8 protein-coding genes are annotated in these 15466 nt (G+C 68.0%); 2 read left to right on the top strand and 6 right to left on the bottom strand.

Annotation, left to right across the window (positions count from 1 at the left end; all coding sequences use genetic code 11):
* Positions 1-16 precede the first annotated feature (16 nt).
* Complete coding sequence (locus C8D81_RS16445) at positions 17-502, top strand: aminoacyl-tRNA deacylase (RefSeq protein ID WP_094429952.1); 486 nt, start codon at positions 17-19, stop codon at positions 500-502.
* A gap of 193 nt (positions 503-695) precedes the next feature.
* Here the strand turns inward: C8D81_RS16445 and C8D81_RS16440 are convergent, their stop codons facing one another.
* Both C8D81_RS16440 and C8D81_RS16435 read right to left on the bottom strand, forming a co-directional pair.
* Positions 696-2063, bottom strand: a complete 1368-nt coding sequence (locus C8D81_RS16440; protein WP_094429951.1) for an MFS transporter — start codon at positions 2061-2063, stop codon at positions 696-698.
* A complete protein-coding gene (locus C8D81_RS16435; protein ID WP_094429950.1) occupies positions 2060-3292 on the bottom strand; it encodes a M20 metallopeptidase family protein in 1233 nt (410 codons plus the stop codon). The genes C8D81_RS16440 and C8D81_RS16435 overlap by 4 nt, the downstream gene beginning before the upstream one ends.
* Before the next feature lie 220 nt (positions 3293-3512).
* On the opposite strand from C8D81_RS16435, the gene C8D81_RS16430 reads away from it, so the two are divergent.
* A complete protein-coding gene (locus C8D81_RS16430) occupies positions 3513-4094 on the top strand; it encodes a hypothetical protein (RefSeq protein ID WP_094429949.1) in 582 nt (193 codons plus the stop codon).
* 222 nt (positions 4095-4316) lie between these two features.
* Here C8D81_RS16430 and C8D81_RS16425 read toward each other — a convergent pair whose 3' ends face one another.
* From C8D81_RS16425 to C8D81_RS16410, 4 genes are all read right to left on the bottom strand, one after another.
* Complete coding sequence (locus C8D81_RS16425) at positions 4317-8231, bottom strand: DNA-directed RNA polymerase subunit beta' (RefSeq protein ID WP_133626425.1); 3915 nt, start codon at positions 8229-8231, stop codon at positions 4317-4319.
* A gap of 118 nt (positions 8232-8349) precedes the next feature.
* Positions 8350-11838, bottom strand: a complete 3489-nt coding sequence (gene rpoB / locus C8D81_RS16420; protein ID WP_166646857.1) for a DNA-directed RNA polymerase subunit beta — start codon at positions 11836-11838, stop codon at positions 8350-8352.
* A gap of 884 nt (positions 11839-12722) precedes the next feature.
* Entirely contained in the window at positions 12723-14129 is a 1407-nt protein-coding gene (locus C8D81_RS16415; RefSeq protein ID WP_094405555.1) for an MFS transporter, read from the bottom strand.
* Positions 14126-15463 (bottom strand): MFS transporter, encoded by a 1338-nt coding sequence (locus tag C8D81_RS16410; protein ID WP_094430988.1) that lies wholly within the window; start codon positions 15461-15463, stop codon positions 14126-14128. Before C8D81_RS16410 ends, C8D81_RS16415 begins: the two co-directional genes overlap by 4 nt.
* Between the last annotated feature and the right edge of the window lie 3 nt (positions 15464-15466).

Here is a 15466-nt window from a genome sequence, read left to right as displayed (position 1 = left end):
TGCCAGAATGCCCACCATGGACGCAGCCACCCAGGACGGTGCCGAACGGGCGAAGCGGGCCCTCGAGGCCGCCGGGATCGACCACTCGGTCACCCGGCACGGGCCGGTGCGGTCGCTGGCGGAGGCCGCGGTGGCGCGTGGGGTCGAACCGGGGCAGATCATCAAGACGATGGTGGTCCGCCGCGGCGCGGAGGACCATCTGTTCGTGCTGGTGCCGGGTGATCGGCAGATCTCCTGGCCGAAGCTGCGCGACCTGCTCGGGGTGTCCCGGATCTCCATGCCCGATGCGGATGCCGCCCGGGAGGTGACCGGTTACGTGCGTGGCACGATCACCCCGTTCGGTTCGCTGCGGCAGCTGCCGGTGATCGCCGACAAGCGGATCAGCGGCACCGTCTCGATCGGCGGCGGTGCGCCCGGTGTCGCGGCCACCGTGGCCGCCGACGACCTGGTCCGGGTGCTGGACGCCCAGGTCGCCGACGTCACCGACGCCAACCCCGGCTGAGACCCCGCGTCACCCCACCCGACCATCCACCGAATCACCGCGAGGGGCTTCGACGACTGGGCCGAAGAGCGGGGTCATCGCGCGCCGCGCGCGAGCCGACGTCACGGGAGGCGAGCGTCCAGCGGCGCGCCCCCGCGATGCAGGCCCACCAAGGAGAAGACCCCCGCGTCACCCCACCCGACCATCCACCGAATCACCGCGAGGGGCTTCGACGACTGGGCCGAAGAGCGGGGTCATCGCGCGCCGCGCGCGAGCCGACGTCAGACGAGAGGTCGATGCCGCGGGTCTCCCGCAGCGAGAGGATGGTGCCGGCCGAGACCAGCAGCAGCGCGATGGCATAGATCGGGAAGAGCAGCTTCTGGTCCGGGTAGCGCCCGACGAGGGCCTGCTGGATCAGCGGGGCGGTGCCGCCGAAGAGTGCGATGCAGATCGAATACGGGACACCGACCCCGGCGGTCCGGACCCGGGTCGGGAACATCTCGGCGTACATCGCCGGCGCGATCGCCGAATAGGCCGACAGCGTGATCATCATCGTGCCCATCGCGATGAACAGCGACAGCGGGGTGTTGGACAGCACCGCATTCATCGGGATGAACAGCGCCGCGGAACCGAGCACCGAGAACAGCGCCACCTTCTTGCGCCCGATCCGGTCCGACAGCCAGCCATAGACCGGCAGCAGCGCGACGAAGATCAGGTTGGCCGCGACGCCGACCCAGAGTGCCGGTGCGGCCGGGATCTTGAGCTGGTTCTGGGCGTACGCCGGGGCGTTGACCGCCCAGGCGTAGTAGGCGACGGTACCGCCGCTGGTCATCAGGATGACCTGCAGCGCCTGCCGCCAGTGCGCCGCAATGTCTTTGAGCAGTGGGATCTTCGGCTCGTCGGTCTGCGCCACGTCCGCGACGAAGGTCTCCGATTCGATCATTCCCTTGCGCATGTAGAGGGCGTACAACCCGAATGCCGCGCCGAGCAGGAACGGGATCCGCCAGCCGAAACCGGACATCTGGTCCCTGCTGAGCACGGTGGCCAGCAGCGCACCGACCGCGAGCGCGATCATGTTGCCCGCGGTGCCGGAGACATAGATCCACGACGACCAGAGACCGCGCCGTTCCCGCGGCGCCTCCTCGACCAGATAGGTCTGCGCCGAGGGCAGTTCGCCACCGTGCGCGAGACCCTGCAGCAGGCGGGCACAGAGCAGCCAGATCGAGGCGACGACGCCGACGGTGTCGAACTCCGGCGCCAGACCGATCAGCAGCGAACCGACCGAGGCGGCCGCAACGCTCAGCATCAAAGAGAATTTGCGCCCCTTGCGGTCCCCCACCCAGCCGAACAGGAACCCACCGAGGGGACGGGCGAGGAAGCCGACGGCGAAGACGGCCAGGGTGCTGAGCACCGCCGAGGTGGGATCGGACCTGTCGAACAGATGCGCGGCCAGGAAGGCGCTCATCGCGGTGTAGACGTTCCAGTCGTACCACTCCAGGGCGTTGCCCAGACCGGTGCCGAGCAGCGTCTTGCGGATCGATTGGCGCGGTGCGGACGGCGGCGTGACCGCCGCGCTGCTCATTGCTTTTCCTGCGTCGACAGGGATTCCAGCCGGTCGATGGCGAGCTGGGCATAGAGGGCGGCACCGTCGACGAGCACCTGGTCGTCGAAGGTCGCGAACGGTGAGTGGTTGTACGCCGCGGTCGCCGGATCCACGCCCGGACCGACCGCGGAAAGGAAGGCGAAGGCCCCCGGCACCTCGTCCAGCACCCGGGAGAAGTCCTCGGAACCGGCGACCGGATTCACCATCGGCACGAACCGCTGCTCACCGAACAGTTCGGTGGTGGTGCGGGCCAGGAAGTCGGTCTCGGCCCGGTCGTTGATCGTCAGCGGGTACTGAAACTGGTACTCCACCTCGGCGTCCAAGCCGTGCGCCCGCGCGATCCCGGTGACCAGCCGCGGCAGATCCTCCCGCAGCCGTTCCTGGTTCTCGGTGGAGAAGGAGCGCACGGTCGCCTCGATCTCCGCACTGGCAGGGATCACGTTGGCCTTGGTGCCGGCGACCAGTCGGCCGACCGTCACCACCACGGGGTCGAACATGTCGAAGTGCCGGGTGACCACGGTCTGCAACGCGGTGGTGATCTCGGCGGCCACCACCACCGGATCCTTGGCGCGGTGCGGGGCCGAACCGTGCCCGCCGGCACCGTGCACCGTCACGTGCAGCACGTCGGAGGCCGACATCAGCGGGCCGGGCCTGCTGGCGAACAGCGCTGGCGGCATCATCGCCGACATCACGTGCAGCCCGTACGCCGCGTCCACGCGGCGACCGGCCAGGTCGAGGATGCCCTCGCGCACCATGTACGCCGCGCCGTCGTAGCCCTCCTCGCCCGGTTGGAACATCAGCACCACGTCACCGGGCAGCCGATCCCTGCGGTCGTCGAGGATCCGCGCGGCACCGACCAGCATCGCGGTGTGCAGGTCGTGCCCGCAGGCGTGCATCGTGCCCGCGACGCGCGAGCTGTAGTCGACCCCGGTCTCCTCCTGGACCGGGAGCGCGTCCATGTCGGCGCGCAGCAGCACCGTCGGCCGCCGGTCGGCCGGCGTACCAGCACCGGCTCCGCCGCGGAGCACCGCGCCGATACTGCTGACCTCCCTGCCCAGGGTGGTCTCCAGGGCCAGGCCGTCGAGCTCGGCGAGCACCCGCTCCTGGGTCCGCGGGAGCTCCAGCCCGAGTTCGGGTTCACCGTGCAGCTCCCGCCGGAAGCGCCGCAGTTCGTCCTGCTGGCTCCGGGCATCCTCGATCACGCTCATCTGCTTCTCCCTCGTCGATGTGCACCACCCGCCACCATGGCACTCGGCCCCGGGGTGGGTGAAGCCGGTGTCCACGACCTACCGAGTGTCAATTGCAACGATTCGGTCACGCTTGGAACTCCTGCCGGAGTGGCCAGGTCGGGCGGGCGGGGGCCCGGCCTACGTTCGGCCTCGGAATCGCACTCTTCCCATCATCATCTGCATTCCGGAAGGATCACCCATGCTCCGCAGCAAACTTCTCGCCGCCAGCCTGGCCGGCGGTCTCGCGTTCTCCGGGGCGTACGCCCTCAGCGCCCAGGCCGCCCCGACGCCCACGCCGAAGCCCTCCGCCGCCTCGACCCCGGATCAGAACCTCCCGATCTCGAAGGACAGGATCGGGGCCAAGCGCGCCGGTGGAGAGGCGGGCATCTCGGACATGACCTCGGACAAGCCGTCCTACGCCGCCGGGGAGAACTACACGCTGACCGTCGAGGTCACCACCAACACCGACGGTGCCTACGTGGTGAACTACAGCAAGGTCACCGGCGCCACCTGCCAGGGCAGCGGGTCCACCACGGTGACCTTCTCCGGCCTGAACGGGAAGCCGGCGTCGAAGACCACCAGCTTCACCTGCACGATCAACCGGTTCCCGGTGAACGGGACCGTGACGCTGCAGACCCCCAAGGGTGTCGAGGAGCTCGGCGGTCCGGTCGATTACACCATCGGCGGTTCGCTGCCGGGGACCCCGCCCCCGACGAAGAAGCCCACCAAGAAGCCGACCGAGAAGCCGAGCACCGGCGGCCTGGCCAACACCGGCGTCTGATCCCTACCCGATCCCCAGGCACAGAGCAGGGCCCCGGAACTCCGGTTCCGGGGCCCTGTTGCATGTCGGCCGGTTCGGGTCGTCCGTACATCAGGCTGACGAGCGTGCGTGAAGCTGGCGTACCCCCGGAGGACGCGAAAGGGCCCCGGGACCGAAGTCCCGGGGCCCTCCCCCTGTCTCAACCGATGGCTTCGACTCGCTCAGCCGGCGTAGGAGACTCGATCAGCGGTATTCGCCGAGATCGAAGTCGTCCAGCGGCACCGAGGCACCCGAACCCGAACCGAAGGCGTAGTCGTACGGGTCGTAGCTCATCGAGTACGACGCCGCCTTGGCCTCCGCGGTCGGCTCCACCCGGATGTTGCGGTAGCGCTCCAGACCGGTACCGGCCGGGATCAGCTTGCCGAGGATGACGTTCTCCTTCAGACCGACCAGGGAGTCGGACTTGCCGTGGATGGCCGCGTCGGTGAGCACCTTGGTGGTCTCCTGGAAGGAGGCCGCCGAGAGCCACGACTCGGTCGCCAGCGACGCCTTGGTGATACCCATCAGGACCGGACGGCCGGAGGCCGGCTGGCCGCCCTCGGCGACCACCTTGCGGTTCTCCGCCTCGTACGCCCCACGATCGGCCCAGTCGCCCGGCAGCAGGTTGGTGTCACCGGACTCGATCACCGTGATCCGCCGCAGCATCTGGCGGATGATGATCTCGATGTGCTTCTCGTGGATGGCGGCACCCTGGGTGCCGTACACCTTCTGCACCTCGGCCACCAGGTGCTCCTGCACCTTGCGGACACCGAGGATGCGCAGCACGTCCTGCGGATCCGGCGTACCGGCCGTGAGCTGCTGACCCACCGTCACCCGCTCGCCGTCGGTGACCTCGAGCCGTGCCCGGCGGCCCACCGGCACCTCGAGCTCCTCCTCGCCGTTGTCCGGCACCAGGAAGACCTTGCGCGAACGCTCGCCCTCCTCGATCCGGATCCGGCCGGCGAACTCGGCGATCGGCGCCTTGCCCTTCGGGGTACGGGCCTCGAAGAGCTCGACCACACGGGGCAGACCCTGGGTGATGTCGTCACCGGCCACACCACCGGTGTGGAAGGTACGCATCGTCAGCTGGGTACCGGGCTCGCCGATGGACTGGGCCGCGACGATACCGACGGCCTCGCCCACGTCGACGAGCTTGCCGGAGGCCAGCGACCGGCCGTAGCAGGCCGCGCAGGTCCCGGTGACCGCCTCGCAGGTGAGCACCGAGCGCACCTTGACCGAGGTCACCCCGGAGTTGACCAGCAGCGCGATGTTGACATCGCCCAGGTCGACCCCGGCCGGTACCAGCACCTCGCCGGTCTTCGGGTCGGTGACATCGACGGCCAGCGTCCGGGCGTACACCGCGGTCTCGACGTTCTCCGCCGCCGCGACGGTCGCGCCCTCCTCGAAGGGCTCGGCCGGGACGCGGGTCGGACGACCGTTGGCGTCGGTACCGGGCTTGGTCCACTCGGCGATCACCTTGTTCAGGCCGCGCTCGGTCCCGCAGTCCTCCTCGCGGATGATCACGTCCTGCGACACGTCCACCAGACGACGGGTCAGGTAACCCGAGTCGGCGGTCCGCAGCGCGGTGTCGGCCTGGCCCTTACGGCCACCGTGGGTGGAGATGAAGTACTCCAACACGGTCAGGCCCTCACGGAAGTTGGACTTGATCGGCCGCGGGATGATGTCGCCCTTCGGGTTGGCCACCAGGCCACGCATCGCGGCGATCTGACGCATCTGCGTCATGTTTCCGCGAGCACCCGAGTGCACCATCATGTAGATGGGGTTGGTCTCGGTGAAGTTCTCCTCCATCTCCTTGGTCAGCACCGCGGTCGCGTCGGTCCAGATCTCGATGAGTTCCTGGCGCCGCTCGTCCTCGGTGATCAGACCGCGCTCCCACTGCTTGTCGATCTTGGTGGAGCGCTCCTCGTAACCGGCCAGGATCTCCGGCTTGTTGGCCGGGGTCTGGACGTCGGAGATGGACACCGTGACACCGCTGCGGGTGGCCCAGCGGAAACCGAGCTCCTTCAGCGCGTCCAGGCAGGTGGCGACCTCGACCTTCGGGTACCGCTCGGCGAGATCGTTGATGATCACGCCCAGCCGCTTCTTGCCGACCTCGGCGTTGACGAACGGGTAGTCCGCCGGCAGCGCCTCGTTGAAGATCGCCCGGCCGAGAGTGGTCTCCAGCAGGATCGACCCGTCGGCGCGCAGCTCCGAACCCTCCGGCGGCACGATGTCGCGCAGCCGCAGCCGGATCTTCGCGCCGACCGCCAGTTCGCCCAGGTCGAAGGCCATCAGCGCCTCCGCCACCGAACCGAACACCCGGCCCTCACCGACGGAGCCCTCGCGCTCCTGGGTGAGGAAGTAGTGCCCGATGATCATGTCCTGGGTGGGCATGGTCACCGGCCGGCCGTCGGCCGGCTTGAGGATGTTGTTGGTCGACAGCATCAGGATCCGGGCCTCGGCCTGCGCCTCCGCGGACAGCGGCAGGTGGACCGCCATCTGGTCGCCGTCGAAGTCGGCGTTGAAGGCGGTGCAGACCAGCGGGTGGATCTGGATGGCCTTGCCCTCGATCAGCTGCGGCTCGAAGGCCTGGATGCCCAGGCGGTGCAGCGTGGGGGCACGGTTCAGCAGCACCGGGTGCTCGGAGATGACCTCTTCGAGGACGTCCCACACGACCGGCCGCTGCCGCTCCACCATCCGCTTGGCGGACTTGATGTTCTGGGCGTGGTTCAGGTCGTCCAGCCGCTTCATCACGAACGGCTTGAACAGCTCCAGCGCCATCGCCTTCGGCAGACCGCACTGGTGCAGCTTGAGCTGCGGGCCGACCACGATGACCGAACGGCCGGAGTAGTCGACGCGCTTGCCGAGCAGGTTCTGGCGGAACCGGCCCTGCTTGCCCTTGAGCATGTCGGAGATCGACTTCAGCGGGCGGTTGCCCGGGCCGGTCACCGGACGGCCGCGGCGGCCGTTGTCGAACAGCGAGTCCACGGCCTCCTGCAGCATCCGCTTCTCGTTGTTGACGATGATCTCCGGGGCACCCAGGTCGAGCAGTCGCTTGAGCCGGTTGTTTCGGTTGATCACCCGGCGGTAGAGGTCGTTCAGGTCGGAGGTCGCGAAGCGGCCACCGTCCAGCTGCACCATCGGACGCAGGTCCGGCGGGATCACCGGGACGCAGTCCAGCACCATGCCGGTCGGGCTGTTGTTGGTCTGCAGGAACGCCGAGACCACCTTGAGCCGCTTCAGGGCGCGGGTCTTGCGCTGGCCCTTGCCGGTCTGGATGGTCTGGCGCAGCGACTCTGCCTCGGCCTCCAGGTCGAAGTCCTGCAGCCGCTTCTGGATCGCGGCGGCACCCATCGAGCCCTCGAAGTACTTGCCGAAGCGGGCCTTCATCTCGCGATAGAGGATCTCATCGCCCTCGAGATCCTGGACCTTGAGGCCCTTGAAGCGGGCCCAGACGGCGTCGAGCCGGTCGAGATCGCGCTGCGCGCGGTCGCGGAGCTGCTTCATCTCCTTCTCGGCGGCGTCCTTGACCTTCTTCTTCTGCTCGCCCTTGGCGCCCTCGGCCTCGAGGGTGGCCATGTCCTCCTCGAGCTTCTTCATCCGGTTCTCGATGTCGGAGTCGCGCCGGTTCTCCAGCTGCTTGCGCTCCACATCGACCTTGCCCTCGAGCGAGGACAGGTCGCGGTGCCGCGCGTCCTCGTCGACGGAGGTGATCATGTACGCCGCGAAGTAGATGACCTTCTCCAGGTCCTTCGGGGCGATGTCCAGCAGGTACCCCAGCCGCGACGGGACGCCCTTGAAGTACCAGATGTGGGTGACCGGGGCGGCCAGCTCGATGTGGCCCATCCGCTCCCGGCGGACCCCGGACCGGGTCACCTCGACGCCGCAGCGCTCGCAGATGATGCCCTTGAACCGGACCCGCTTGTACTTGCCGCAGTAGCACTCCCAGTCCCGGGTGGGACCGAAGATCTTCTCGCAGAACAGGCCGTCACGCTCGGGCTTGAGCGTGCGGTAGTTGATCGTCTCGGGCTTCTTGACCTCACCGTGGGACCACTCGCGGATCTCGTCCGCGGTGGCCAGACCGATTCGGAGTTCGTCGTAGAAGTTGACGTCGAGCAATGTGTTTCCTCTGTGTTCGTGCGGGGTGTACGCCACCCCGCTGCGTCAAGCTCTGCTGTTGTGGGAGGGGTACGCCGGCCGGCGCGGCACGCGCCGCTGCGGCGTACCCCCCTTGGGGTCAGACGTCGTCGACAGCTGCGAAGCCCTCACCCGGGCGACGCGACAGATCGATGCCGAACTCCTCGCTGGCGCGGTAGTTGTCCTCATCGGACTCGCGCAGCTCGACCACCGTGCCGTCGGAGCTGAGCACCTCGACGTTCAGGCAGAGGGACTTCATCTCCTTCACCAGCACCTTGAACGACTCCGGGATGCCCGGCTCGGGGATGTTCTCGCCCTTGACGATCGCCTCGTAGACCTTGACCCGGCCCTGGACGTCGTCGGACTTGATCGTCAGCAGCTCCTGCAGGGCCCAGGCGGCGCCGTACGCCTCCAGTGCCCAGACCTCCATCTCGCCGAACCGCTGGCCACCGAACTGTGCCTTACCGCCCAGCGGCTGCTGGGTGATCATGGAGTACGGGCCGGTGGAACGGGCGTGGATCTTGTCGTCGACCAGGTGGTGCAGCTTCAGCATGTACATGTAGCCGACACCGATCGGGTCCGGGTAGGGCTCGCCGGAGCGACCGTCGAAGAGCCGCGCCTTGCCGGAGCCGTCGACCAGCTTGAGGCCGTCGGCGGTCGGCAGGCCGTTCTCCAGCAGCCCGGAGAGCTCCTGCTCGGTGGCACCGTCGAAGACCGGGGTGGCCAGGCGCTGGTCGCCGGCAACCATGCCGATCCCGTTCTCCACCAGGCGCTGCGCCCACGGCTCGTCGACCTCGGTGACATCCCAGCCGGTCTTGGCGATCCAGCCGAGGTGCAGCTCCATCACCTGTCCGACGTTCATCCGGGAGGGGACGCCGAGCGGGTTCAGCACGATGTCGACGGGGGTGCCGTCCTCCAGGAACGGCATGTCCTCGACCGGGAGGATCTTGGAGATCACACCCTTGTTGCCGTGCCGGCCGGCGAGCTTGTCGCCGTCGGAGATCTTCCGCTTCTGGGCCACGTAGACCCGGACCAGCTGGTTCACACCCGGGGCGAGCTCGTCGCCCTCCTCGCGGTCGAAGACGCGGACGCCGATGACCGTGCCGGCCTCGCCGTGCGGCACCTTCATCGAGGTGTCGCGGACCTCGCGCGCCTTCTCGCCGAAGATCGCGCGCAGCAGCCGCTCCTCCGGGGTCAGCTCGGTCTCGCCCTTCGGGGTGACCTTGCCGACCAGGATGTCGCCGGTGCCGACCTCGGCGCCGATGCGGATGATGCCCCGCTCGTCGAGGTTGGCCAGCATCTCCTCGGAGACGTTGGGGATGTCGCGGGTGATCTCCTCGGCACCGAGCTTGGTGTCGCGGGCATCGACCTCGTGCTCCTCGATGTGGATCGAGGTGAGCACGTCGTCCTGCACCAGTCGCTGGGACAGGATGATCGCGTCCTCGTAGTTGTGGCCCTCCCACGGCATGAACGCCACCAGCAGGTTGCGGCCCAGCGCGATCTCGGCGCTGTCGGTGGCCGGCCCGTCGGCGAGCGGCGTACCGGGCTCGACCCGGTCACCCGCGGTGACCAGCGGACGCTGGTTGATGCAGGTGCCGGCGTTGGAGCGGTTGAACTTGTGCAGCCGGTAGGTCTGGTAGGTGCCGTCGTCGCAGGCGATCTCGACCAGGTCGGCCGAGACCGAGGAGACGACGCCCGCCTTGGCGGCCACGGTCACCTCGCCACCGTCGACGGCGGCGCGGTACTCCATGCCGGTGCCGACGAACGGGCGGTCGCTGCGGATCAGCGGCACCGCCTGACGCTGCATGTTCGCACCCATCAGGGCCCGGGACGCGTCGTCGTGCTCGAGGAACGGGATCAGCGCGGTCGCCACCGACACCATCTGGCGCGGCGAGACGTCCATGTACTGCACTTCCTCGCGCGGGATGGTGTCCACCTCGCCGTGCCGCTTACGGACCAGCACGCGCTCCTCGGCGAACGACCCGTCGTCGTTGAGCACCGCGTTGGCCTGCGCGACCACGTAGCGGTCCTCCTCATCGGCGGTGAGGTAGTCGATCGTGTCGGTGACCACACCGTCGGTGACCCGGCGGTACGGGGTCTCGATGAACCCGAAGGCGTTCACCCGGCCGAAGGAGGCCAGCGAGCCGATCAGGCCGATGTTCGGGCCTTCGGGGGTCTCGATCGGGCACATCCGGCCGTAGTGCGAGGGGTGCACGTCACGGACCTCCATGCCCGCGCGGTCGCGGGACAGGCCGCCCGGGCCCAGCGCCGAGAGCCGGCGCTTGTGAGTGAGCCCGGCGAGCGGGTTGTTCTGGTCCATGAACTGGGACAGCTGCGAGGTGCCGAAGAACTCCTTCAGCGCAGCCACCACCGGACGGATGTTGATCAAGGTCTGCGGGGTGATCGCCTCGATGTCCTGGGTGGTCATCCGGTCGCGCACCACGCGCTCCATCCGGCCGAGGCCGGTGCGCAGCTGGTTCTGGATCAACTCGCCGACGGTCCGCAGGCGACGGTTGCCGAAGTGGTCGATGTCGTCCTCTTCGACGATGATCTCCTCGCCGTTGGCGGCCGGCAGGGTCTCCTGACCCTCGTGCAGCGCCACCACGAAGCGGATCGCGGAGACGATGTCGTCGATGGTCAGCACCTGCTGGTCGAACGGCTGATCAAGCCCGAGCTTCTTGTTGATCTTGTAACGGCCGACCTTGGCCAGGTCGTAGCGCTTCGGGTTGAAGTAGTAGTTCTCCAGCAGCGCCTGGGCGGCCTCCCGGGTCGGCGGTTCGCCCGGACGCAGCTTGCGGTAGATGTCGAGCAGGGCGTCGTCCTGGCCGGTGGTGGCGTCCTTCTCCAGGGTGAGCCGGATCGACTCGTACTGGCCGAACTCCTCCAGGATCTTCTCATCGGTCCAGCCGAGGGCCTTCAGCAGCACGGTGACGTTCTGCTTGCGCTTGCGGTCCAGGCGTACGCCGACCATGTCGCGCTTGTCGACCTCGAACTCGAGCCAGGCACCGCGGGACGGGATCACCTTGCAGGTGAAGATGTCCTTGTCGGAGGTCTTGTCCGGGGTCTGCTCGAAGTAGACGCCCGGGGAACGGACCAGCTGGGAGACCACGACACGCTCGGTGCCGTTGATCACGAAGGTGCCCTTGTCGGTCATCAGCGGGAAGTCGCCCATGAAGACGGTCTGGGACTTGATCTCGCCGGTGTCGTTGTTCATGAACTCGGCGGTCACGAACAGCGGCGCGGCGTAGGTGACGTCACGGTCCTTGCACTCGTCGACCGAGAACTTGGGCTCCTCGAAGCGGTGGTCGCGGAACGACAGCGACATCGTCTGGGAGAAGTCCTCGATCGGGGAGATCTCCTCGAAGATCTCCTCGAGGCCGGACTTGGTGTTCACGTCGGTCCGGCCCTCGTCCAGGGCGGCCTGGACACGGTCCTGCCAGACCTGGTTGCCGATCAGCCAGTCGAAGGAGTCGACCTGCAGATCGAGCAGGTCCGGGACTTCCATCGGTTCGGCGATCTTGGCGAAAGAGATCCGGCCAGTGGGGGATACGACGTTGGTGTTCTTCGAGGCAGTGCGCGAGGCGGCCAACAGCTTGGTCCTTCCGAGAACTCGCAGGCGTTCTGTTCTGTGCATGCTGAACGACCCTTGTCAAGCACGGACTGACGAGCAGGGAACCGGACGAGGGTCGAATCTACGCGGGGCAAACCCCTACACTACCCGAAAGTACACCCGATGTAAAGACACGCGCGCAGCGTGGACCAGAACGGTCAAATCATCGCCGGTGGGAACCAGCGGTCGAACGCTCGGAAAAAGCATACTCACGCCGGGCTCGTTGGCAAGTGACTCCGCAGAAACCGCCCGTGTCGCGGGGCGCTCGCTGGGTGAGCGAGCGAGGTACGAGCGAGTCCCCCACGCTCATCGAGTAGGCGGCCATGCGCAGCGAAGCGGAGCAATGGCCGCCGTGTCGAGATGACCGGGACCGGACCCCCGAGCACCGTGCCCGCCTCGCGCGACCCCGCCAGAATCTGCGGCTCGTTTCCCGATCGGTGCTCAGATCGGCCGATTTCCCGATCGAGCCGCAGATTCCGCAGGCCATCAGCGACCAACCGCGGCCCGGGCACCCGGTTGTGCGACCGGGCACCCACAACTGCGTGGCGGAACCGGGTGCCCGGTGTCGCTCCTGGGTGCCCGGTGCCCACACCGCCGCGGGGTGTCGCCGGACACCCAGGGGGTGGACATCCCCGGGCGATGTGGACGAGCGCGCCTGCTGACTCAGGCGTCTCGTCCACATCGCTGGGCATGCACACCCCCTGGGTGGGGCACATCTCGACACGCAACCCCGGCTCCGCTCCGCTGCGCCGGGGTTGCTACTCGATGTGCGTGACCCACCCACTCCGCTGCGCCGGGGTTGCTACTCGATGTGCGTGACCCACCCGCTCCGCTGCGCCGGGGTCGCTGCTCGATGGGCCTCCTCAGCTCTTCTTCGGGGCGTTCGGGCGGGCGTACCGCTGCCAGGTGATGAGGATGCAGAGAACCGCCCAGACCGCGCCGATCAGATAGAAGGTCCACGCGCTCATCAGGGTCAGCCCGATACCGAACAGGAAGGGCCCGAAGGCGGCGATGGCGGCGGTCCAGCCGATCACCCCACCGGCCTGGCGGCGTTCGAAGATCATCGGCATCTGCTTGAAGGTCGACGCGTTCCCGATCCCGGAGAACAGGAAGATCAGCAGCATCCCCCACAGGAACCGGGTGAACTGGCCCTGCAGCGCCTCGGCTCCGGCCGCGGGGTCCGGTGTCAGCGCGGTCATCGTGAACAGGATCGAACCGAGGATGCCCAGCCCGGAGACCAGCGTCCAGACCGCGCCGCCCATCTTGTCGGTCAGCGGCGCGAACAGCACCCGCGCCCCGGCCCCGACCAGCGCACCGAGGAAGACATAGCTGACCGGGTCCGGCACCTGGTAACCGGCCACCAGCAGCTGGGCGTTCGCCCCCGTCCCGGAGACGATCGCCGGGTTCCCGGCCCCGTAGAGGTTCTTCATCAGCAGCCCGAACTGCGCGGACAGCCCGGAGAAGGTGCCGAAGGTCATGATGTAGATCAGCGTCATGTACCAGGTATCGGCGTTGGTGAAGATGTCGAACTGCTGGCGGATGTTCGCCTTCACCGGTACCGACTTCAGCATCAGCCAGGCCACCACGGCGCCGATGATGATGAACGGGATGTAGAACAGCGCCGCGTTCTGGTACCAGACCTCGGTCGTCGGCTTGCCGGGCAGCCCGGTCATCAGCTGCGGGCTGCCCATGAAGGCGAACATCCCGAAGCCGATCAGCCACGGCGTCAGCAGCTGCACCAGGGAGACGCCGAAGTTGCCGATGCCGGCCTGCAGGCCGAGCGCGGTGCCCTGTTTCGACCGCGGGAAGAAATAGGAGGTCGAGGGCATGAAACCGGAGAACGCACCGCCGCCGATGCCGGAGAGGAAGGCGAGCAGCAGCAGTTCCCAGAACGGCGTCGTCGGGTCCTGTACGCGGACCCCCCAGCCGAGCACCGGGAAGATCAGCAGCAGCGTGGTCAGGGTGACCAGCTTGCGGGTGCCCAGGATCGGTGGCAGCACCATCCAGACGATCCGCAGCAGGCCGCCGGCGAGCCCGGGCATCGCGGTCAGCCAGTAGAGCTGGTTGGTGGTCAGGTCGAAACCGAGGTTGGTCAGCTTCGGTGCGATCGCGCTGGGCAGGAACCAGGCGACGAAGCAGAGGGTGAGGGTGAAGGTGGAGATCCAGAGGGTACGCCAGGCGAGCCCCTTGTCCCAGTTCTGCTCGTCCTCGGGGTCCCAGCTGGTGAGCCACTCCCGGCCCCTGGGTTTCTCGGCTGTGGTCTCACTCATGCGTCTACCTCCGCGGGTGTGGGTGTTTCGATGTCCTCGGCCAGCTCGGGTGAGCGCTCGTGCAGCATCCGGACCACGGTCAGGTGCATCCAGATCGCGCAGGCGGCGGTGAGCAGGAAGAGCACGAAGAAGGTGCTGGTCGGGAAGCCGGACCAGGCCTTGGTGTAGGCGAACAGCGGTGGCAGCAGGAAGCCGCCCAGCCCGCCGAGCATCCCGACCAGCCCGCCGACGGAGCCGACGTTGTCGGGGAAGTACTCCGGGATGTGCTTGTAGACCGCGGCCTTGCCGACCCCCATCGCGCAGCCCAGCAGGAAGACCAGCACCGCGAACGGCAGCAGGCCCATGGCGTACGCCAGGTGCTCGCTGCTGCTGCCGTCGGCGTGGTCGATGACCAGATGGCCGTTCGGCATCATCAGGATGCCGGTGGTCACCAGCATCACCGCGAAGGTGCCGTACATCGCCCGCCGCGCACCCCACCGGTCGGAGAACCAGCCGCCGAGCGGCCGCAGCAGCGAGGCGGGGAAGATGAAGGTGGCGGTGAGCAGGCCGGCGGCGGTCAGCGTGACCCCGAAGTTGTCCATGTAGTACTTCGGCAGCCAGGCCGAGAGCGCCACGTACGCCCCGAAGACCGCGACGTAGTAGAGACTGAACCGCCAGACCCGGGCCTGCCGCAGCGGCCGCAGCATCTCGCCGAGTGACTTGCCCGAGCCGGTCATCCGATCCGGTCGCGGCGCGCCGACCGCGATGGCCACGGCGAGCAGCAGCAACAGTCCGGCATAGATCACCGGGACCAGTCGCCAGCCACCGGGGATGACACCCAGATAGGTCGCCCCGGCGGTGCCGGCGATCAGCGGCGGGCCGATGAACTTGGTCACCGAGGCGCCGACGTTGCCGGCGCCGAAGACACCGAGCGCCAGGCCCTGGCGGCGCTTGGGGAACCAGGCCGAGTTCCAGGCGATGCCGACCGAGAACGAGTTGCCGGCGAAGCCGACCAGGAAGGCCAGCACCAGCAGCATCGCGTAGTTCTGCGCGAAGCTGACCGCGAAGGCCGCCACCGCGGAGCAGACCAGAATGACCAGCATCATCTTCCGGCCACCGACCCGGTCGGTGAGCATGCCGGCCGGCAACCGCCACATCGACCCGTTCAGGATGGCGACCGCGCTGATCCAGGACAGCTGGACATCGCTCAACCCGAACTCCTGCTGGATCGGTTTGCCGAGGATGCCGAACATCAACCACACCGCGAACATCACGGTGAAGGCGATCGAGGACAGGGTGAGTACCCGGCCCGACCCGCGGGGTGCGTGGTCCGCGGGGGCCGTTTCGTGCGTCATGGG

The organism is Enemella evansiae, assembly GCF_004362375.1.
In the GTDB taxonomy this organism is placed as follows: Bacteria; Actinomycetota; Actinomycetes; order Propionibacteriales; family Propionibacteriaceae; genus Enemella; species Enemella evansiae.
The sequence above is the reverse complement of the archived record's forward strand: the minus strand, read 5'-3'. Positions and strand labels throughout refer to the sequence as shown.

Bases quoted from the DNA above. Each gene is read 5' to 3' on its own strand.
- C8D81_RS16445 (WP_094429952.1), top strand. From the start codon at position 17: ATGGACGCAGCCACCCAGGACGGTGCCGAACGGGCGAAGCGGGCCCTC.
- C8D81_RS16440 (WP_094429951.1), bottom strand. From the start codon at position 2,063: ATGAGCAGCGCGGCGGTCACGCCGCCGTCCGCACCGCGCCAATCGATC.
- C8D81_RS16435 (WP_094429950.1), bottom strand. From the start codon at position 3,292: ATGAGCGTGATCGAGGATGCCCGGAGCCAGCAGGACGAACTGCGGCGC.
- C8D81_RS16430 (WP_094429949.1), top strand. From the start codon at position 3,513: ATGCTCCGCAGCAAACTTCTCGCCGCCAGCCTGGCCGGCGGTCTCGCG.
- C8D81_RS16415 (WP_094405555.1), bottom strand. From the start codon at position 14,129: ATGAGTGAGACCACAGCCGAGAAACCCAGGGGCCGGGAGTGGCTCACC.
- C8D81_RS16410 (WP_094430988.1), bottom strand. From the start codon at position 15,463: ATGACGCACGAAACGGCCCCCGCGGACCACGCACCCCGCGGGTCGGGC.